This is a genomic window from Gordonia neofelifaecis NRRL B-59395 (genome assembly GCF_000192435.1).
Lineage (GTDB): Bacteria > Actinomycetota > Actinomycetes > Mycobacteriales > Mycobacteriaceae > Gordonia > Gordonia neofelifaecis.
Genome location: NZ_AEUD01000003.1, coordinates 287,208 through 307,120, shown reverse-complemented (window position 1 = coordinate 307,120; position 19,913 = coordinate 287,208). Strand labels below are relative to the sequence as shown.

The following is a 19,913-nucleotide window of genomic DNA, read 5'->3' as shown; positions in this document are numbered from 1 at the left end:
GGCCGGGTCCGCGCGGCCACCAGTCCATCCCCCGACCCCACGTTCGGATGTCTCCGTTCGTGGGCTCGGGTGGATGACATTCTCACACCTGCGACGCGTTCCCGCGCCGTGCAGGTCCGTTTGCTGTATTTGATCAGGAGATTTTCACTCAATGCCGTCCTCCAACACCAAGCGCGCGGCGCGCGCCGCCACGGCGACAGACCCGGGAATAGCCGAGCCCATAACTACCAAGGTACTCATCATCGGCAGCGGCTTCTCTGGCCTCGGTATGGCCGTGCAGCTCCGCCGGCGCGGGTATAGCGATTTCATCGTGCTGGAAAAGGCCGACTCTGTCGGTGGGACGTGGCGCGACAACACCTATCCAGGATGCGCATGCGACGTGCCGTCACTGATGTACTCCTACTCGTTCGAGAGCCGCGGTAGTTGGTCGAAGGTGTGGTCTTCGCAGCCCGAAATCGAGCAGTACCTGAAAGAGATCTCCGACAAGCGTGGTGTCACTCAGAAGATCCATTTTGGGCAGAAGTTGGTCTCCGGATACTGGAGCGAGTCCGAATCTCGGTGGCACCTGCGTACCGAGTCGGGCCGGGAGTACATCGCGCAGTACGTCGTGTCCGGTGTCGGCGCTCTGCACATCCCGAACTATCCGAACATCCCCGGAATCGATGAGTTCGCCGGCCAGGCATTCCATTCGGCAAAGTGGGACCACACGGTGGATCTCCAGGGCAAGCGGGTGGCCGTCATTGGCACCGGTGCCAGCGCGATTCAGTTCGTGCCATTCGTGCAGAAGGAGGCCGGCACACTCACGGTCTTCCAGCGAACCCCGGCTTGGGTACTTCCACGCAAGAACTTCGCGGTGCCGACGGCACTTCGGACCGTGCTCAGCAAGATCCCTATCACACGCCGCCTCGCTCGGTGGTCGGTCTACTGGGGCGCAGAGAGCCTGGCCTTCGGGCTCAACGGCCACTCCAACCTTATGCGACCAATCGAAAAAGTGGCGAAATGGAACATCGAGCGTTCTATCGCCGACCCTGAGCTACGCAGAAAGCTGATGCCGTCCTACCGCATCGGATGCAAACGCATCCTGGGATCGAACGACTACTACCCTGCACTCGCCGCGCCCAACACGACAGTGATCAGTGATCGGATTGAAAAGGTCACCGCGGATTCTATCGTCACCGCTGACGGCGTGTCACATCCTGTCGATGTGATCATTTACGCCACAGGGTTCCATGTCACAGACGGATTCGATCAACTCGCGCTCAAGGGCGCCCGGGGCGAAGACTTGCCGTCGCACTGGCACCGGACGGGCATCAACACCCACCTCGGCATCACCACCGAGGGCTTCCCGAACCTGTTCTTCCTGCTCGGGCCCAACACAGGTCTTGGACACAACTCTGTCGTATTCATGATCGAGCAGCAGATCAAGTACATCATGAAGGCCATCGACGCCGTCGACAGTCGCGGAGCGCAGCGTGTAGATGTGCGGCCCGAGGTTCAAGAACACTTCAACAAGAACATTCAGCACAAGCTCGCCAAGGGGGTATGGACCAACGGCGGGTGTACGAGCTGGTATCTGGACTCGCAGGGTGTCAACCGTACGGTGTGGCCCGGGTTCACCTGGCAGTACTGGCGAGCGACGAAGGACTTCAAGCCCGCCGAGTACGAGATCGCCTGACAACCCAGCCGTAGGTCATCGAGAAGTGAGTATTCAACAGTGAGTAGTTCGACAACAGATAACTATGCGAACCAGGTCGCAGTCGTCACGGGAGCCGCTTCAGGGATCGGCCGGTCCCTTGCGCTTCAACTTGCCGCACGCGGGGCCAGCCTTTCCTTGTCCGACGTCGACGAGGTGCATCTCGCGGAGACGGCGGCTATGTGCCGTACCGCGCATCGGGCGAAAGTCGAGACCGCCGTGTTGGACGTGGCAGATCGTGCTGCCTTCCAGGATTACGCCGACAGCGTCCAGTCATCTTTCGGGTGCGTGAACATGGTGTTCAACAACGCCGGCGTCGCCCTCGGCGCCGACGTTGTTGACATGTCTTGGGAGGACTTTGACTGGCTGATGGGTATCAATTTCGGCGGTGTCGTCAATGGGACGAAGGCCTTCCTGCCTTATCTGATCGCCTCCGGTGATGGTCATCTGGTGAATACCTCCAGCGTCTTCGGTCTGGTCGGTATTCCCAGTCAAAGTGCTTACAACGCCGCCAAGTTCGGTGTGCGTGGCTTCACCGAAGCGCTTCGCCAAGAGATGAAGATCAGTCGGCATCCGGTCACAGTGACATGCGTTCACCCCGGCGGCGTCAAGACAAATATCGTCAATAACGCTCGGGGTGTATCCGATATGGGGGCAGATACCGCCACCATTGCCACAATGTTCAACAGCATCGCCAGGACCACTCCGGAGAAAGCGGCGTCCACCATCCTCAAGGGAATGGACAAGAAGAAGCCCCGAGTGCTGATCGGCGCAGACGCACGGGGCTTCGACTTTGTCGCACGCGTTGTGGGTCCGCGCTACCAGGACATCTCTGCGCCTATCACCCGCGCGGGCTACGCCTTCGCTCGCAAGCGGGGAATCATCAAATGACCGTCGAGCAGGAGAATCGGCCGGGCACCACCGCGCGATCGCGGACGCTGACCGTGTCGGAGGTCGTGCAAGAGACCAAGGACTCGGTGAGCATCGCCTTCGAAGTGCCTGACGAGATCGTCGACGATTTCAAGCATCTACCCGGGCAGTTCATTACGCTGAAGATCCCGTCCGACCAGACGGGCCACGTCGCACGATGCTATTCGCTGAGCAGTTCACCTCATGTCGATGACTTCCGCCTCGAGATCGGGGTGAAGCGCACCGCTGGGGGATACGCGTCAAACTGGTTGTGCGACAACGTCTCCGTCGGCATGGAAATGACCGTACTGACGCCGTCGGGAAAGTTTACCGCTAAGAGCCTCGACGTCGACATGCTTTTCTTCGCCGGCGGAAGCGGCATCACGCCGATCCTGTCGCTGGTGAAGTCGGCACTGGTGTCGGGCAGTGGGGAAGTCGTCCTGTTCTACGCGAACCTTGACGCCGATTCGATCATGTACGAGCGCCAGCTTCAGCAGATCAGATCCGAATTCCCCGAGCGGTTCACTTTGGTCGACTGGCTTGAGTCGGAGAACGGGATCCCCACATCCGAGGCTGTCGAGAAGATGATTCGTGATCACAAGGGATCGGTGATCTTCACCTGCGGCCCTTCCCCCTTCATGGATCTGGTGGAAAGGTCTGCCACCGCGTGTGGAGTGGACCATTCGGATGTACATCGGGAGGTGTTCCAGTCGCTGGCGGGTGACCCGTTCGACACCGCCACACTGCGTCGACTCAGTGACGATGAGGGTGTGGCGACGGCCACGGTTTATCTCAACGGAGAGTGCATCACCACGGAGTGGCCACGTAACACGCCGCTGCTCGATGTGCTGCTCTCACGAGGGCACAACGCCCCGTACTCGTGTCGAGAGGGCGCGTGCAGCGCGTGTGTGTGCAAGCTCATCGAGGGTGATGTCGACATGGTGCAGAACAACATCCTCGTCGACGATGACATTGAGGACGGTGAGCGACTCGCGTGCCAGGCACTTCCGCTCACCGACGCTGTGACGGTGAGCTTCGATGACCTCTGACTCGATGACCTCTGACTCTTCGGGAGCTGGCCTACTGTCGCGGCGGTCGCGGGAGGTTCTCTCCACTGACGGCACAAGGCTGTTCGTTGAGGAGTACGGGCTGGGTGATGATGCGCCGCTGTTGGTGTTCAGCCACGGGTGGGCTTGCCAGGGCCGATTCTGGAGACCTCAGATCGAACACTTCGCCAACACACACCGTGTGGTGGTATATGACCAACGAGGGCACGGCTGGAGTGACCGGGGTCATACCCCTTTCTCTTCGTCGGTCCTCGGCGACGACCTCGAGGCTGTCCTGCGGGCTGTCGTCACGTCGAGTCGTAAGGCATTGGTGACCGGTCACAGTATGGGCGGGATGTCGGTCATGGGTTGGGCTGCCGAGCACCCGGAGTCGGTGCCCCTCCTGTCCCGCGGTGCCGTCTTGGCGAGCACTGGACCCTCCCAGTTGGTAAGTAGATCGACGCTGATTAGGTCGCCGCGCCGATTCCGCGCCTCATTGGAGCGGGCCTTCGCAGCCGGGCTCGCCATGGCGGGGCCGGAGATGCTCGACACGCGCTTCAACCAGCGGTTGGTGAAGTACGGGACGATGGGTCCACACGCGTCGGCCGACGTTGTGGCTGAGTGTTCTGAGATAGTACTGCGTTGCCCCCCTGCGGTTCGGGGAATGTGGGGCAGGGTCCTGGCCACTATCGATGTCAGCAAAGGAGTCGACTCACTTGCGGTTCCGACGACAGTGATCGTGGGCTCTGCCGACAGGTTGACACCCGAGGTTCATTCCACCGATCTCGCCGAACGGCTGCAGCAGCGCGGCCAGCTGCACGATTTCGTGGTGTTGCCGCAGATCGGTCACATGATCAACATGGAGGCACCGAACGATTTCAACGAAGCGGTGGCGCGATTGGACGCAGCCACGGAGAAAGGCTAACTCTTGATGCCTATGACCGGACGCACATAGCTGATGATTGCGGGGGGAGGGCCCTTCCGGTATCGTTGCTTCCACAATGTCAGTCGTCCGTCGCGTTTCCTCCGCACCATCTCAGGTACAGCGTCGGGTGCGTGATGCCCGTAGCACGCGGTGGGATGAACATCGGGTCGCGGTACGCGCACAGCTGGTCGAGGCGGCCATACGGGCCATCGAACGCTGTGGCGTAGGCGTCAGCATGGACGACATCGCTGCGGAGGCCGAGGTATCTAAACCGAAGCTGTACCGCTATTTCGGCGACAAAGCGGGCTTGAACGGGGCGGTGGCGGCGAAGCTCGGGGCGTTGATGTGGGAGTCGGCGCAAGTCACAATTTTTGCCGAGCAAGAACATGCTTCGGTCGACGACATGGTTCGCTCGTCTATCCAGTCGTACGTCGCGCTCGTCGGGCAACATCCCGTGGTCGTCAGATTTCTCATGGCGAATCATTTGTTTGAGTACTCCGGATCGGGAAGCGGCGGAGTTGCGGAGCAATTGAGGTCGGTGATGGAGGTCATCGCCGGTCGGTTTACTGAATCTCTGCAGCGTATTCATGCAGATACCTCGATTATTCCCATGGCCGTGGCGTCCATTCTGGGTTCTGGTCTATCTGCGACGCAGTGGTGGACCGACGGCGGTCGTGAGCAAGGGGTGGACGACAAGTTCTTCGCCGCACACCTGTTGGAAACGACGTGGGGAATCATCGATGGCGCGGGCGCGACCATAGGCGTCGCCTTCTCACGTGGTCTGCCATTCAGTCATCCCGGGTTCGCGTCCCGCCGCTAAGTGGACTGACCATGTTTGGCAGCGAGCCATTCGCCGAACTTGTTTTGCCAGTGGCGGCGCGATTCGACCGATTCTTTGCGTTGCGGTCGGGTTGATCGTGCGTTCCGGTTGAGGGGTGTGTGTGCGTTGGTGGGCGGCGAGGAAGTCGTCAACGATGTGCGCGCAGTCGTGCCGGTCGATGTTTCGTAGCCCGGTTCTTCGTGCGAAATACCAGCGGTCCGAGAAGTTGGCACATTGCGAGTTCGATGTCGAAGTCGTCTAGTTCCTCGCGGGCATGAGAGCTTTGCAGAATGGCTTCAAATGGTTGGCGGTACTGGTCGATTACCCGCTGCTCAGCCGACAAGCTTCCCTCTTTGCCGCAGCGCCCCTGCATGTCACGACTCTCGGCGATGGCGCACGGCGGCGCGATCGCCGCGGCGTGGGACGACCTGCCGGGCTCACCTTGTGGTTGCTGCAACCCCGGCTGTCACCCGCCGCCTCACAGTCGAGTACCTGTTGCCGGTCCCGCTGCGCCGCCCGCACCGCATCAGCGGCCCGCCGCGCGGGAGAGCTGGCGCACTCGGGCGGTCTCGGTGGAGGGACATCGACAACCGATTCCCCTGCTCGAGCAGCCACAGCGACAGGATGGCCGAGGCCTTTGCTGTTCTCCACCGCCCATATGTTCAGGCAGCCTGCCGGCCCACTCGAGTTCACTGATCGAAGCGAACCTGGTGATGGTCCTGATCATGGCGTCGGTGTCGGTTCGTTGCTCGGCGTCGTTGTCCTGGTCGAACTACTCACATCAGTTCGATGAGCTGGTCGCGCAGCGACCCCGTCGAGTGTGCCGGCGGGATGCGTCCATGGTGTATTTGTCACTAGCGTTCTCTTTTGAGAGATATATCAAAGTTCCACCGCAACAAAACGTGTTCCCCGTGTAACGCCGTTCTCTACAACAACTTCGTCTTACATAATGGGCTCCTGATCTTATTTCCACGAGACGACGGTTAGTGGTCTGCAGTCGCCAACGAGCTGGACGCAAGTTCCAAAGCCTCGACAAGATCAGTCTCCTCCTTTGGCAGTCGACCGGCGGCCTCGGCCACCGCATCTAGGCGAGCTCGCACATCAGCACCGCGCTGGATCCCGGCGCGCGCGGTCTCGGTCCAGGCCCGCGCACAGCAGTCGGCGGCTTGCGCCAGGTCTGCTGTGGCGAGGTCGCCAGTCAGTCTTGCGACCTCAGCGCACCCCTCGGCGAGTAAGCGTCGGAACAACCCGCCGCCGGTGCCTGCCTTCTCGATGAACGCGCCGAGGCCGAACAGTAAGATTTCAAGTTCGTCATCTGGAAGGTCGGCCCAGGCGTGGACGTCGGCGGCCAGCGCTGCCGCAGCGGCCAAGCCCTCGGCACCGCTGGCTGCGGTGAGATCGGCGATGCTTGCCCCCGATGCCTGACGCAAGTTGTCAGCAGACTGCCGAAACGCTGCCGCTGCAGTGTCGCCGATAGTGGGGAGCTCGCTCGGCCAGGTAATGCGATACGTGCAGTGGCGCGTCGGCTGTGGGAACGACGTCGAAGACCTGGCCCGAGCCAGCGAGTGGAAGGGGACCGCCTGCACCTCGGCCCGGTCGTTGTCTACGACGAACGCTACGCCCGCGTCCTCGTCGTAGCCGATTACGACGATGTCGTGGCGGCTCATCTGCATCTGGACCCTCAGATACGGTAGCTCGGCGATGTCGCCCCACACCAGGCTTGGTCGACCGGAGTCGATTTCGTCGCGTACCCACGACCATCCCTCCTCTGGATCATCGGTGGTGAGGACCTGGACCTGCCCGCCGAGCCGGCGGGGTAGGTCGACTTCGAAGTCGGCACCTCGTCCCACCAGATACAGCGGTGGAACGAGGGCATTCGATCGAAGATAGGACAACCCCAAGGCGCCCCCGAGGGTAAATACGAGCCCTTCGCTGGGCGGTCCGTCCCACCCGAGATCGTGCCAGTGCAGCAGATCTCGCATCGCGCCTGAACCACAGTGGCCCCCGATCTGATGGGGGTAACCCTGGATGTAGGTCTTGCGGAGCATATGCCGTCCTTTCCGAGTCGCGGGGCGTTGGTGTCGAAGACCAGTCAATTGCCAGGATGCGTTCCAGGTTGGGGCATGCATAGCCCATGGGTCGATGTCGAGCTCGGCGGGAAAGGCCGATTCGCGAGCCAGGCTATCGAAGCCGCGACTTTTCGTCAGTGGACGCGCCGAATGAGGTTTGGACCTGTTCGTCCTTTCGAATTGCGTATCGCTCGCCGACTCACATCGATCGCCCTCAAGGCAGAGTCGCCTCACACTGCACCGGCGGGTGACAGTTCGGCGCGGCCGATGGGGAGCTGCTGGGTGATGACCCGCTTACTGAACATGAAATCGCGGGGACGATTGATGCAGTCCGCCGCAATCAGCTCCGCACTGCGTAGGTAGTAGCAGGTGAAGTCGCAGTCACGGGTCGGGTTTCCACTGAGGACGACTTCGTCGTATCCAGTGTTGAGCCCGGCGATCTGGAGCTTGAGATCGTATTGATCCGACCAGAACCAGGGGAGCGCCTTTATCTCCTTAGGCTTTCCGCAGATGGTCGCGGCAGCGACCTTGGCCCACTCGGCGGCGCTCGGCACGGACTCCAGGCGAATGCGACGTCCGTAGCGGGCCATGTCGTGGCTGGCGCAATCCCCGGCGGCCACGACGTCGGGATCACTGGTCCAAGCGTGGCCGTCGATGACGACGCCATGTCAACGGCAAGGTCTGCGGCGGCGAGGTCGAAGGTCTGCGGCGGCGGCGAGGTCGACGTTGGGCTCCACGCCGATTCCGATAATGAGGAGGAACGCATTCGAGATGCACGCCGCCTGAGAATGCAGCCACGTCGAACGATGGCTGTAGACAACGCCAGGGTCGTGACACTCGAGCACCAGCTCGCTAATCCGACAGGCCATCAGGCGCTTCCTACCCTTCTACTGGAACTCAACCGACCAGCCTCAGGAGCAGACTCCCAGCAAGTGAATCGGTCGGAATCGTATCGAGCGAGACTGCGCGGTAGCGAGCGCTTTTCGCTATACCAGCGGGTTGTCAAGCTACTAGTGGACACCCTGCGTATTGCATCCGTGCGTATAGCGGCCGAGACCGGAACCGAGTCAGCGTTGCTTCCGTCGTCTATTGAACGAGGGCTTACTTCGTAAGTTCATTGCTGAGGTTTCGGACGCGGGCGGTGATGTCGTCGCGGACTAGGCGCATGCGTTCGATGCCGTCGATGCCGCGTTCGGAGGGCTCGTCGGTATCCCAGTTGATGACGGTGACTCCGGGGACGTCGACGACGGCTTCTCGACCCAGGGTGATCACTTTGTCGACGCGAGCGAGCAGGGCCGGGTCGATGCCGACCGGGACGTGACCGGTGATGTCGACGCCGACCTCGGCGAGAGCCTCGGCGGAGAGGGCGTTGACGGCGGTGCCGGGGCGTGTGCCGGCTGAGTGCACCTCGATCGCATCGCCCGCGGCCTGGCGCAGGAGACCTTCGGCCATCACGGACTTGCCTCCGTTCTTGACGCACACGAACAGCACGGACGGTGTCATGGCAAATCCCTTTCGGTGGGCTGAGAAGTGGTGGGGGTGAAGCGTTTTCGGAGGGCGAGTGAGACGTAGACCAGGGCGACCAGGACGGGGACCTCGATGAGGGGCCCGACGACGCCGGCGAGGGCTTGGCCGGAGGTGGCGCCGTAGGTGCCGATCGCGACGGCGATCGCGAGTTCGAAGTTGTTGCCCGCGGCGGTGAACGCGAGGGTGGTGGTGCGCTCGTAACCCAGGCCCAGGAGGGCGCCGAGGAGGTAGCCGCCGCCCCACATGATCGCGAAGTAGGCCAGCAGCGGAAGTGCGATGCGGGCGACGTCGCCGGGGCGGGAGGTGATCTGGTCGCCTTGGAGGCTGAACAGCAGCACGATCGTGAACAGCAGCCCGTACAGGGCCCACGGTCCGATGCGAGGCAGGAACGATTGTTCGTACCAGTCGCGGCCGCGGCGGCGTTCGCCGATCCGGCGGCTGAGGTAGCCGGCGAGCAGGGGAATGCCGAGGAAGATCAGTACTGATTTGGCGATCTGCCATGGTGAGGTGTCGATGGTGGTCTGTTCAAGGCCGAGCCAGCCGGGCAGGACCGACAGGTAGAACCAGCCCAGGACGGCGAACATCAGGACCTGGAACACCGAGTTGATCGCCACCAGCACGGCCGCGGCCTCGCGGTCACCGCACGCGAGGTCGTTCCAGATGATGACCATCGCGATGCAGCGGGCCAGGCCGACGATGATCAAGCCGGTGCGATACTCGGGCAGGTCCGGCAGCAGCAGCCACGCCAGGGCGAACATCAGTGCCGGGCCGACCACCCAGTTCAGGACCAGCGATCCGATGAGCAGGCGGCGGTCTCCGGTCACGGTGTCGAGGCGGTCGTAGCGGACTTTCGCCAGCACCGGGTACATCATGATCAGCAACCCGAGTGCGATCGGCAGGGAGATCCCGTCGATCTGGATCTTGTCGATGGCGGTGTTCAGGCCCGGAATGAGGCGGCCGAGCAGCAGCCCGGCGACCATCGCCAACCCGATCCACACCGGAAGGAACCGATCTAGCGTCGACAACTTGCCGGCGACGCTGCGGCTCGGCGTCTGGACGCTCATGCCAGAGCCTTCCCGGTCAGTGGTGCCACGATGGCGGCAACGATGTCGAGGGCAGCTGGCACAACCCGGTAGTGCACCCAGGATCCGCGGCGCTCGGACTCCAGGAGGCCGGCGGTCCGCAGGACCTTCAGGTGATGGGAGACCGTCGGCTGCGAGACATCGACCGCCGGAGAGATGTCGCACACACACGCCTGGCCGCCGTCATGGCTGGCGATCAAACTGAACAACTGCAACCGCACCGGATCGGCCAGCGCTTTGAACACCACGGCCGCCTGCACCGACCGTTCGGGCGTCAACGGCTCCCGCACCAGCGACGAACACCGCACCGGCGGGATCTCAATCCCCAATGGTTTCGACATGCATCGATATTGACATTGATCGATATTGGTCGCAACACGAGGGGCGCCACCCAGCAGTGACGCCCCTCGCCAGCTCGAAATCACCGCAGGTTCAGCAGCACGAGGAAGCCGGTGTGCAGCACGCTGACGAGTCCTGCGACGCCTGCGTCAGGCCCAGGTCGGAGCCTTCTGAGGCGAGCGCGGGTGCCTCGCCGAAGGTGTCCGAGTCGGCCAGGACGGTGTAGACCTCCCAGCGTTCACCGTCAGGAGCGCCGACCCACACTTTGTCTTGAGTGGCGAAGCAACAGGTGGTGTTGATCTGCTCCTCGGTGAACAGTCCTTCGCCGGTCAGGCGAGCGATCTCGCCGTGCACGGTCTCGCTGGAGTCGACCTCGACGCCGAGGTGGTTGATGGTGCCACCCTCGCCGCGGTTCTCCAGCAGGACCAGCTTCAGTGCGGGTTCATCGATCGCGAAGTTCGCATAGCCGGGCTTGACCTTCGCGGGGGCGGTGTTGAACAGCTTGCTGTAGAACGCGATCGACGCTTCCAGGTCGTCGACGTTGAGGGCGAGTTGAACGCGGGACATGAGAGCCTCCAAGGCTTTGAGGAATGTCGAAGTGTCTGACCACTCCGTTGTACCCATAGCTTTGATGTATGTCAAAGGCTTTGGTAGCTTGGAAATATGCCCAAGTCATTGCCAGTGATCGACGTCAGTGCTCCGATCTGCTGCGCACCTCTGGCGGCCGGGCCGATGTCGACCGAGAATGCGGTCGAGCTCGCGCTGCGACTCAAAGCTCTCGCCGACCCGACTCGCATCCGGATGATGTCTCTGCTGATGACAGATCCGACTCGCGAGATGACCGCCAGCGATCTCGCCTGTGCGGTAGGTGTCTCCGGCGGCACCGCGACGCATCACCTCAACCAGCTCCGCGGCGCAGGCCTAGTCACCTCGCAACGTCGCGGTGTGAACAATTTCTACCGGGCTGAACCTGTCAATCTCGAAGCGCTTCGCGGGGTCCTCAACACCTGCTGCTGAACGATCAGTTCTCGTTTGAGCGGGGTGTCATCGGATCCGTCGACCTGTGTAGCGTGCCCACGTTCCGGCTGAGTGTTCGGCATGATTGAACGCGACCTGATGGCTGTAGCCCAGGGCGTCAGCGACGACCGGTGGTGGGCATTCGACGACCAAATCGTCCAGAGCGCTGTTGCGGGCGCCGAGGTTACTCAGCCCGAGGTGGCGTAGACGGTGCATGATTGTGTCGGGATGCAGGTGGTGGCCCGCGTGAGTTCCGGGGAACAGCCAGGGGTTGTCATCGTCGCTGGTTCGGAGATTTGTTCTGCTGTGCAGCAGTTCGCGAACGAGTTCAGCGAACGGTTCGGGAACGTCGACGGGGTGTCGACCGAAAATGATGGTCATGGGGTCGCCATCGGCGATGTCTGCGGTGCGGGTTCGGACGATCCCTTTGAGTGGCTGAGCGTAGAGCAGAATCAAGACGCCGGCGACTCGATAGGGAAGTGCCTCACTGCGAGTGGTGACGAGTTCGCCGATCCAGGCGATGCGCTGGTCCTGGGTGAGCGCTGGACAGGTCTGCGCGTATCGAGGATCGAGAGTCACGGTGGTGTTGAGCTTGGTGCGTTTGCTGACGACCAGGAACGTGCGGATGGCGTGCCGAGTCGTCGGTCCGGCGGCGATCCATTGGTCGACGTCGTGTTGCGTGCACGTCTGGATCGTTCGACCGTGGGCCTCATGGAGCCAGCTCAGGAACTTCACCGTTTCGGTGATCTCCTGCTTGGCTGATCGAACGGCGGGCTGGGTGTCTTGGCCCGAATCGGCGATCTGGCGAATACGCCGCAGATGGTGCCACGTCGCGAAATGTCGTGCTGGTTGAGCGACCTCGGTGGGCAGCCCATCGAGTTTGTCCTCGATCCAGTGCTCGAACCGGGGGAGCCACGGGTCTCTCGGCGGGAGGAGCTCGTGGTGCTGCATGAGAGCCCGCAGATGCTCGGTGGCCCGGCCGGGATGCTCGTCGAGACCGTCATGCGTTGCGGCGATCGACCCGTCGCCGAGGCCGCGCAGCAGGGCCTGGACTCGTGGTGAGCGCTTCCAGACGATCGTCGATTCCGGACGCTTTGCTGAGCAGAGGGCATCGACGAGGCCTATCAGCACCGGATCGGAAGGTTTGCCGCCGAGTAGTCCGTACAGGTCCTCGCGGACCGCACACCGCGCACAGATGTCGCGGCGATGGTGGCCGTTCTCTTCTCCGCATCGTCGGCAGTGAAACTCATCGGTAATACCAGCGCACGGTGCGCACAAGGGGATTCCTGATGGTGTGGTGGGGCCGGGGAGGAGTCGTTCGGCGCCGCATGCGGGGCAGATCCCGTGAGTATGAATCGCGGTGAACCAGCAGGTGAAACACACGCGACCTTCGGGCCAGCGAGCTTGGATGCGGGTAGTGGATCGTCCGCATCGGTCGCAGATCCATTTGCCATCGGCCAGCCGGGGTCGGCCGCGGGTTGGTGTGTGCGGTTTCAATCCGTGTGGGCGCATCTCGGTTACCTCATTTCGAACCTATTCATCGAGGATGTTGGCCCGCCGTGGGCGCGTTGTGCGGTCGAGTGGTACGACGTTCGGGCCGCTGTTGGTTGCGGTGTGTCGTTCGCGTGCGTTGACCGCGGTAACGGTGACCAGGGCGTCGGGGCCGCAGCCGAAGATGTCGCACAGGGCCGCGATCAGTTGCAGTGAGACGCGTTCGGGTCTCTGGTTGACCAGGCGGTAGACCTGTGGCCGTGAGAGAGAGATGTCGCGTTCGGCGAGGAGCGGAATGAGGTCCGTGGTGTTGTTCATCCCTCGAGCTGCCATCAGCTCGGCCAGGCGCCATGTGTAGTCGACGTGTCTCTTCATTTCGGGGTGCCTTCCTCTGCGCTGTGCAGTGCCTGGTGCATCGTTCGATCGAGTGCTGATCGCAACGTCGACCGGCGGAACTCATCAGATGTGAACTGATAGATCCCAGTGGTTGAGGCGTACTCGTGGCCCATCTGGTCCTGAACGAACCGCGGGTCCCAGTCGTCCTCAAGCAGATGCGTCGCGTACGAGCGGCGAAACGAATGCAGGTCTACACCCTCGGGAATACCGACGTCCGTGCAGTACCGGCGTACTCGTCGCAGCAATGTTGATTCGACGACGAGCCCGCCGCGCTCGCTGGGGAACATGTCCAGGCAGTCGGGATCGCCGCGGCCATTGGCCAGCCAGTCCTCGATGACCGGCGGTGTCCACCGCCATACGGTCAGTATCGAGCGAGGCTTGGGAGGCGACCCTCGGTGAGCCTTGCCGTATCGGATCTTGCACACCCCGAAGCGTCCGAACTCCCGGGCGTGCGGATTGCGGGCGAAATCGACGGTCTGCAGGTGGCGGACCTCGTTGAATCGCAACCCGTACCCGTAGGAGAGCTTCATCATCGTTGCGTCGCGATAGGCAGCCTGCCAGCCTTTGCGACTGGTCGAACCTATCCGGGCGACCTCATCATCGGCGTGCTCGAACAGGGCGTCGAGTTCCTGCTTTGTATAGGGCCGCTTGGTCGGCTGGCCGTCATACTGCTGTATGTGTCGAGCGGTGTTCCAATCGTGAAAGACCTGTGCCGGGTGAGTGCCGAACAGTTGCTCGCACACCAGGTCCCAGCCGTAGTCCGGGTTGCTGATGTACGAGCAGAACGCGCGCAACGCGGCGTGATAACCACGCAGCGTCGCGTGCGCAACATGATGGATTGACCGCAGGTCGGCGGAGAACTCTTCGACCATGGCCGGCGTCCAGTTCCACGGTTCTTCGTTGGAGTGCTCGATGAAACGGCGCACACACCGCGCTCGCTGATCGATCGTGTCGAACTGAAGATTGCGTGACAACTGCTGGTTGCGCCAGCCGTCCAGCATCGACTCCACGACCCGTTCGTCCGGCCGCAGCAGGGGCACAGACTCCACGAGATGAACGCGTCCGACCTCGTCGACCTGCATCGAAACCTCCGAAAAACCGGTTTCATTTGATGATTCAATGATGCATCTGATGAGACGAGAAGGCAATACCCGCAGGTCGAAGCATTGGATGGAACCGCTCCGCAACCATCTCTGAAGCACTTGGCGCGCGACGAGCGGCGGCATTCCGCCTGCGGATTCTCTACGTTCTTGCTGATTGTTGCTGGTGTAGCGTCGGCAGTGGGGGCCGGGGGCCGAACGCCGATGATGATTCATCTGGTGCAATACGCAGAGGTTGACTTTACATAATGTATCTTATCGGCACGTTAACTACGACGAGTTCAGCCAAACACGTCTCGTTACCAGTTCGTCCTGAAGAACGTCTGCCGAAACCTCATGTCTAGGTGCATCCGGCCATCACTCGGGAAACGAACGTCTTGCTCAGCTTGACCGAGAACGAAACTCAGAACGGAAAAGATCTCTGACTCCAGTCACGACGACCTGGGTTCGTCACGCATGCAGCTCGAACACTTGTCGCCTCGGTCCTAACGTCGACGCGGCGATCCTCTCAACCGTCCACCCGTGCTGCCACCATAAATCACAGGCACCGACAGATTCGGTCGGCCAGGCCGTGTGTGCACGCGCTGCGTCGACCGGGAAACCGGCTGGGAGTCTGTTCGTTCTGGGGTCGCCCCCCGGTTCAATTTGTCACTGTGACGAATAATCCGTGGCCTGACCCGCTCCCTTTGATCCCTCGGAGACCTTTCATCACCCATGAACACTCCGATGGCACTAAATGTGCTCGGTCACGAACCACGGTCGCCTTGTCGCTCGGTTGGTGCCAGTGCCTGCAGAGGTGCGGTCGCGACAGTCATTGATCGGCGCCGGCGTTCTGAATCCGGCCCGGCGGCCACGCCGTATCACCGACATGCAGCCTCGGGTTCTTCACGGTCGGCGCAGCAGTGTGTCCGATGTCCTTGCCGAGATGCGCGACGAGCAGTGATCTATCTGGATACGTCCGCTTTGGTCAAACTTCTGGTCGCCGAGGCCGAGTCGGCCGATCTTGTCAGCTGGCTCGACACTCAGGTCAATTCCGGCGAGAACCTTGTCAGTGGCGATCTGGCGCGAGTTGAAGTCATGCGTACCGTCGCGCGCCTGGACGAGCCCGGGCTACTGGACGACGCGAGGATGATGCTCGACGGCCTCGACTCAATTCCGACCAGCGAGACGGTCGTCGACGAGGCGACAGTCATCGGCCCATCGACCCTCCGGTCCGTCGACGCAATCCACCTGGCCGCGGCGTCCCAGCTCGGCAGTGCCCTGACGGCATTCGTTGCATACGACGTCCGCCTTCACGACGCTGCCGCCGAACTCGGTCTTCCCGCCTCGGCTCCCGGCCAGGCACCGGCGTCCACACGCCGGGCGTGACCCCGGCGTGTCTCACTCCGTCGCCGGGTACACGACCACGACTTCCCGCGGCACCGGAAGCTGCGGCGCGCAGCCCTCCACGTCCCCGTACAGGACACGTCCCGACTCGACAGCCTGTCCGTACGCGAGCAGCAGCTGAATGGCCGGAGCGAGGTCGTCTTGCTTGACGGAGGGCGGCGTCATCTCCGTCCCCAGCGGCAGCGGAAACATCCCGAGGTCGGTGAGTTCGGAATCCTCCCAGACCATCGGCTGCCACGGCAGCTCACTGCTGACGCGGGTCGAGAGTGCGTGCACCACCACCAGATTCGGTACGTCGGAGTCCTGACGGAGGCCGTGGCCGTCGAACTCGGCCGCCCACCACACGAGGCCGTTGATCGGCCCGGTCCCGGACGGCTCCGCCGAACCGAGCGTCGTCTCGGTGATCGGATGCTCGAAGACCAGGAATCCGTAGTGGCCGGCCCCGATCAACGCGTCCGTCTTCGCCGGCGAGATCAACATACAACTGAGAGTGTCCACGGCGTTCGACGACAACCACGTCGGGCGAGCACGCTCCAGTGCGAGCTTCGCGCCGGTGACCATCGTGCCGGCCATCAGGTCGCCATCGTCGGAACCCTGCGCCAACGTCTGTTCGATTCGCTGGTAGCCGTGCAGGAGTTCGGACCGAACCCGGTCCAGGTTCGACGGTGACCATGCCTGTGTCTGCTCTGCGTTGAAAGTCATGGCAGGACAGTAAGCGCGCTGACAGATGCCGTAAATCACGCTATCCACAGATCGTCCGATCGCGGCATCGCGCCTGATCACGCCGACGGAACTGACCCGACGACGGAGTCCGGCGGTCGAGGCGATCCTGATGGCGTGCAGGTGTTGGCGCACCGGTAGCGTGGTCGTGCCGACCGCCGCAAGGCGGTTGGACGAGAACAGCGTTGGAGGACCACGAATGCCGAAGAGGCGCGCCGTGACACCGTGGACGATCGACGACGCGTCCGATCAGAGCGGGCGGATCGCGATCGTGACAGGCGCCAATTCCGGAATCGGTTTCGAGGTGGCGCGCGGGCTCGTACAGCTGGGCGCGACAGTCGTCATGGCCTGCAGGAACGAACGCACCGCCGCGGACGCTCGTGGCCGACTCGTCGCCGAGTGCCCTGGCGCCGACGTCTCCGTGGTTCCGCTGGATCTCGCGAATGCCGAGTCCATCCGCCGATGCGCCGACATGATCACTGCCGAACGCTCGACCATCGACATCGTCGTCGCGAACGCCGGATACATTCCGACAGCGGTGGTCAGGGATGCAGATGGCGTCGAATCAGCATTCGCAGCAACGTTTCTCGGGCACTTCGCCCTCATCGGACTTCTCCGCGACGGACTGCTCAACGCTCCGGCGGCTCGGGTGGTGACGGTCGGCAGTCTCGCGCATCGCTCGAAGGCCCTCGATCCCACTCGCCTCGGAGTCGGAACCACGACCGCCCCGATGCGGGCCTACGCCGAGGCCAAACTCGCCCAGCTCATCTTCGCGCAGGAACTGGATCGCCGACTCACCGCCGCCGGGCCGTCGGCGATCTCGCTCGCCGCCCATCCCGGTGCGGCGCGGACCGGCGTCATGCGCGAGCGACCCCGGATCGTTCAGCGCATCTACCACAGCAGACTGGCCTGGCCACTGCTGCGCTGGTTCATCAACGACGCGCGCACCGGCGCTCTCCCGGTGCTCCGCGCCGCCACTGACCGGAACGCCGTCGGCGGCGAATACTTCGGTCCGTCGGGCCCGTTCGAGCTCACCGGCGCTCCGGTTCCGGTGCCGAGCATCCCCGTCGTGCGCAACGCGGCCGTCGGCGCGCGACTCTGGAAGTTCGCCGAGCAGTACACCGGTATCGCCTATCCGTGACGGTACTTTCGCCGCACTCGCCCGATGTCAGGCAACCGCATGGATACGCTGACAGGAACCGGCGAAAGGGCGTGCCATGTGCCAGTACTGCGGATGCCGTGAGATGCCGCTGTTGCGTGATTACACCGCCGAGCACGAAACAGCGGTGAATCTCGCCGACGACGCCGTTCGATCGCTCGACCTCGGAGACATCCCCCGTGCGACGGCGTCGGCGGCCGAACTCGCGGAGGAACTGCGGTCCCACTGGCGTGGCGAGGAGGACGGATTGTTCGCCCAACTCCTGGTCAGCGGCGACGAGTTCGCGCCGTACATCGATCCGCTGATCGCCGAGCATCGCGTGCTCGATGAGTTCCTCCGGACGATGGATCTGGCGACGCCGGCCGATCAGCAGCGGTTCCGCACACAGATGTTCGATCTGTACGCGCACATCGCCAAAGAGGAGGACGCCCTGTTCCCGGCGTCGGTGACGACCCTCGACGGACCACAGTGGGACGCGGCGATCACCGCCTGGAGAGGTGCCCACCCCGGGCGGGAACTGCTCGGATCGTGACCGGTCGATGCCGCCGGAATCTGACTAGGGTGGGACGCGTGGCCCCACCTGACTCCCCCGCCTCGACCAGTACCGCGATCGGCACTCTCGAGAACACCTTCGCCGAGACCTTGGAACCGTTGACGGTGTCATGGAAGGGCGCCGCGGTCCCCGAGCCGGCGCTCCTCGTCCTGAACGAGCAACTCGCGGAGTCTCTCGGGCTGAACGGCGACGCGCTGCGCGCCGACGACGGTATCGCGGTCCTCTCGGGCGCGGCGACACCCGCCGACGCGAATCCGGTGGCGACCGCCTACGCCGGTCACCAGTTCGGCGGTTACGCCTCGCTCCTGGGCGACGGGCGGGCCCTGCTCCTGGGTGAGCTGATCGACAACGACGGCCATCGCTTCGACCTGCAGTTGAAAGGCTCCGGGCCGACACCGTTCTCGCGTGGCGGTGATGGCTTCGCGGTAGTCGGCCCGATGCTGCGTGAGTATCTCGTCAGCGAGGCGATGCACGCGCTCGGCATCCCGACCACCCGATCGCTCTCGGTCGTGGCCACCGGACGCGACGTCAACCGCGACGGCGCCGAGCCGGGTGCGGTGCTCGCGAGAATCGCGGCCAGTCACCTGCGGGTCGGCACCTTCGAACTCGCCGCCCGTCAACGCGATCTCCTCGCGCCGCTGGCCGACTACGCCATCGAGCGCCACTACCCCGGTCTCGCTCACCTGCCGGTGAGCGGTGACGGCAATCGGTATCTGGCCTTTCTGGAATCCGTCGTCGAGCGGCAGGCGGCACTGGTCGCGCAGTGGATGCTCGTCGGATTCGTCCACGGCGTGATGAACACCGACAACACGACGATCTCCGGGGAGACCATCGACTACGGCCCGTGCGCATTCGTCGACTCGTACGACCCGGACACCGTGTTCAGCTCCATCGATCGCGGCGGCCGATACCGGTTCGGAAACCAGCCCGCCGTGCTGAAGTGGAACCTTGCGCGCTTCGCCGAAACGCTCTTGACCCTGCTCGATCCGACGCCCGACGACGCGGTCACGGCGGCGACGGCAGCGTTGAACACCTTCGACGAGCACTATGATCGGCACTTCCAGACCGGGATCGCCGCGAAACTCGGACTCGACGGCACGGTCGACCATGCTCTCGTCGACGACCTGTTGACCTTGATGCGGGAACATCGCGTCGACTGGACCGGGACCTTCCGCGCCTTGGCCGACGACCTGCGCGGCAGTTCTGCCCGACTCGACGCCATGCTGCCGTGCGAGGCGAGTGCGCCGTGGAGAGGCCGTTGGCGAGCGGCGTTGGCCGCCGTGGGGCGAGACGACTCGCAGGTCGCGGACGAGATGGATCGGGTCAACCCGATATACATTCCGCGCAACCATCAGGTCGACGCCGCCTTGCGCGCAGCAACCGACGGCGACCTCGCGCTCTTCGAAAGACTGCTCGACTCCGTCACCCATCCATTCGAGCAGCGGACCGAATGGATCGATCTCGCCGAGCCCGCACCGGAGTCGTTCAACACCGGATTCCGCACCTTCTGCGGAACCTGACGGATTCTCTGGATGGAGGCTTCGGGGCGAGCCCCGGCTCTACGCACGAGGTTTCGACTCGCTCCGCTCGCTCACCAGCGGAAGGGCAGCTCAAACACGCTTGTGCAAGCGGCGGGAGGGCAGGGTCGCTCGACCAGCGAGGGCAGCCGGCGGGCCTCGTG

General features: G+C 63.1%; 19 protein-coding genes and 3 pseudogenes. 11 read left to right on the top strand and 11 right to left on the bottom strand.

The window, feature by feature from the left end; all coding sequences use genetic code 11:
* Window positions 1-151: 151 nt before the first annotated feature.
* From SCNU_RS05530 to SCNU_RS05510, 5 genes are all read left to right on the top strand, one after another.
* The gene (locus tag SCNU_RS05530) at window positions 152-1,675 is read left to right on the top strand and encodes a flavin-containing monooxygenase (RefSeq protein WP_040517693.1); all 1,524 of its coding nucleotides are present in this window, start codon (window positions 152-154) and stop codon (window positions 1,673-1,675) included.
* Window positions 1,676-1,714: 39 nt separating this feature from the next.
* A complete protein-coding gene (locus SCNU_RS05525; protein ID WP_009678374.1) occupies window positions 1,715-2,584 on the top strand; it encodes an SDR family NAD(P)-dependent oxidoreductase in 870 nt (289 codons plus the stop codon).
* Complete coding sequence (locus tag SCNU_RS05520; protein WP_009678373.1) at window positions 2,581-3,651, top strand: ferredoxin--NADP reductase; 1,071 nt, start codon at window positions 2,581-2,583, stop codon at window positions 3,649-3,651. Before SCNU_RS05525 ends, SCNU_RS05520 begins: the two co-directional genes overlap by 4 nt.
* Before the next feature lie 4 nt (window positions 3,652-3,655).
* On the top strand, window positions 3,656-4,573 hold the full coding sequence (locus tag SCNU_RS05515; RefSeq protein WP_009678372.1) for an alpha/beta fold hydrolase: 918 nt from the start codon (window positions 3,656-3,658) through the stop codon (window positions 4,571-4,573).
* 76 nt (window positions 4,574-4,649) lie between these two features.
* Complete coding sequence (locus SCNU_RS05510; RefSeq protein ID WP_030175636.1) at window positions 4,650-5,393, top strand: TetR/AcrR family transcriptional regulator; 744 nt, start codon at window positions 4,650-4,652, stop codon at window positions 5,391-5,393.
* A 111-nt stretch (window positions 5,394-5,504) separates the two neighbouring features.
* Here the strand turns inward: SCNU_RS05510 and SCNU_RS21095 are convergent.
* Window positions 5,505-5,721: pseudogene (locus tag SCNU_RS21095) on the bottom strand (TetR family transcriptional regulator); the annotation flags it as partial.
* 61 nt (window positions 5,722-5,782) lie between these two features.
* Here SCNU_RS21095 and SCNU_RS20785 point away from each other — a divergent pair.
* Window positions 5,783-5,948 (top strand): annotated as a pseudogene (locus SCNU_RS20785) (PaaI family thioesterase); the annotation flags it as partial.
* 428 nt (window positions 5,949-6,376) lie between these two features.
* On the opposite strand, the gene SCNU_RS05505 reads toward SCNU_RS20785, so the two are convergent.
* The 6 genes and pseudogenes from SCNU_RS05505 to SCNU_RS05480 form a co-directional block, all read right to left on the bottom strand.
* Window positions 6,377-7,441 carry a BtrH N-terminal domain-containing protein gene (locus SCNU_RS05505; protein ID WP_009678370.1) on the bottom strand — a complete coding sequence of 355 codons (1,065 nt, stop codon included), beginning with the start codon at window positions 7,439-7,441 and terminating at the stop codon, window positions 6,377-6,379.
* Between the two features lie 251 nt (window positions 7,442-7,692).
* A pseudogene (locus SCNU_RS05500) lies at window positions 7,693-8,226 on the bottom strand (oxidoreductase C-terminal domain-containing protein); the annotation flags it as partial.
* Window positions 8,227-8,563: 337 nt separating this feature from the next.
* Window positions 8,564-8,965, bottom strand: a complete 402-nt coding sequence (locus SCNU_RS05495) for an arsenate-mycothiol transferase ArsC (RefSeq protein ID WP_009678368.1) — start codon at window positions 8,963-8,965, stop codon at window positions 8,564-8,566.
* Entirely contained in the window at window positions 8,962-10,053 is a 1,092-nt protein-coding gene (gene arsB, locus SCNU_RS05490; RefSeq protein WP_009678367.1) for an ACR3 family arsenite efflux transporter, read from the bottom strand. Before arsB ends, SCNU_RS05495 begins: the two co-directional genes overlap by 4 nt.
* Window positions 10,050-10,412 (bottom strand): ArsR/SmtB family transcription factor, encoded by a 363-nt coding sequence (locus SCNU_RS05485; RefSeq protein ID WP_050792756.1) that lies wholly within the window; start codon window positions 10,410-10,412, stop codon window positions 10,050-10,052. The genes arsB and SCNU_RS05485 overlap by 4 nt, the downstream gene beginning before the upstream one ends.
* Window positions 10,413-10,503: 91 nt before the next feature.
* Complete coding sequence (locus tag SCNU_RS05480) at window positions 10,504-10,977, bottom strand: ArsI/CadI family heavy metal resistance metalloenzyme (protein WP_009678365.1); 474 nt, start codon at window positions 10,975-10,977, stop codon at window positions 10,504-10,506.
* 96 nt (window positions 10,978-11,073) lie between these two features.
* Between SCNU_RS05480 and SCNU_RS05475 the strand changes: the two genes are divergently transcribed.
* Window positions 11,074-11,427, top strand: coding sequence for an Rv2640c family ArsR-like transcriptional regulator (locus SCNU_RS05475; RefSeq protein WP_040517687.1), 354 nt, complete (start codon window positions 11,074-11,076; stop codon window positions 11,425-11,427).
* A gap of 27 nt (window positions 11,428-11,454) precedes the next feature.
* Here SCNU_RS05475 and SCNU_RS05470 read toward each other — a convergent pair whose 3' ends face one another.
* The 3 genes from SCNU_RS05470 to SCNU_RS05460 form a co-directional block, all read right to left on the bottom strand.
* A complete protein-coding gene (locus tag SCNU_RS05470) occupies window positions 11,455-12,810 on the bottom strand; it encodes a hypothetical protein (protein ID WP_337998781.1) in 1,356 nt (451 codons plus the stop codon).
* A gap of 150 nt (window positions 12,811-12,960) precedes the next feature.
* A complete protein-coding gene (locus SCNU_RS05465; RefSeq protein ID WP_009678361.1) occupies window positions 12,961-13,293 on the bottom strand; it encodes a helix-turn-helix domain-containing protein in 333 nt (110 codons plus the stop codon).
* Complete coding sequence (locus SCNU_RS05460) at window positions 13,290-14,396, bottom strand: tyrosine-type recombinase/integrase (protein ID WP_009678360.1); 1,107 nt, start codon at window positions 14,394-14,396, stop codon at window positions 13,290-13,292. The genes SCNU_RS05465 and SCNU_RS05460 overlap by 4 nt, the downstream gene beginning before the upstream one ends.
* A 957-nt stretch (window positions 14,397-15,353) precedes the next feature.
* Here SCNU_RS05460 and SCNU_RS05455 point away from each other — a divergent pair.
* Window positions 15,354-15,782 carry a type II toxin-antitoxin system VapC family toxin gene (locus SCNU_RS05455; protein ID WP_009678359.1) on the top strand — a complete coding sequence of 143 codons (429 nt, stop codon included), beginning with the start codon at window positions 15,354-15,356 and terminating at the stop codon, window positions 15,780-15,782.
* A gap of 12 nt (window positions 15,783-15,794) precedes the next feature.
* Here SCNU_RS05455 and SCNU_RS05450 read toward each other — a convergent pair whose 3' ends face one another.
* Window positions 15,795-16,502 (bottom strand): hypothetical protein, encoded by a 708-nt coding sequence (locus SCNU_RS05450; RefSeq protein ID WP_040517686.1) that lies wholly within the window; start codon window positions 16,500-16,502, stop codon window positions 15,795-15,797.
* Window positions 16,503-16,719: 217 nt separating this feature from the next.
* Here SCNU_RS05450 and SCNU_RS05445 point away from each other — a divergent pair, with 217 nt between their 5' ends.
* From SCNU_RS05445 to SCNU_RS05435, 3 genes are all read left to right on the top strand, one after another.
* The gene (locus SCNU_RS05445) at window positions 16,720-17,661 is read left to right on the top strand and encodes an oxidoreductase (RefSeq protein ID WP_009678357.1); all 942 of its coding nucleotides are present in this window, start codon (window positions 16,720-16,722) and stop codon (window positions 17,659-17,661) included.
* Between the two features lie 103 nt (window positions 17,662-17,764).
* Window positions 17,765-18,211, top strand: coding sequence for a hemerythrin domain-containing protein (locus SCNU_RS05440; RefSeq protein WP_009678356.1), 447 nt, complete (start codon window positions 17,765-17,767; stop codon window positions 18,209-18,211).
* Between the two features lie 38 nt (window positions 18,212-18,249).
* On the top strand, window positions 18,250-19,752 hold the full coding sequence (locus SCNU_RS05435) for a protein adenylyltransferase SelO (protein WP_040517684.1): 1,503 nt from the start codon (window positions 18,250-18,252) through the stop codon (window positions 19,750-19,752).
* The last annotated feature ends 161 nt before the right edge of the window (window positions 19,753-19,913 follow it).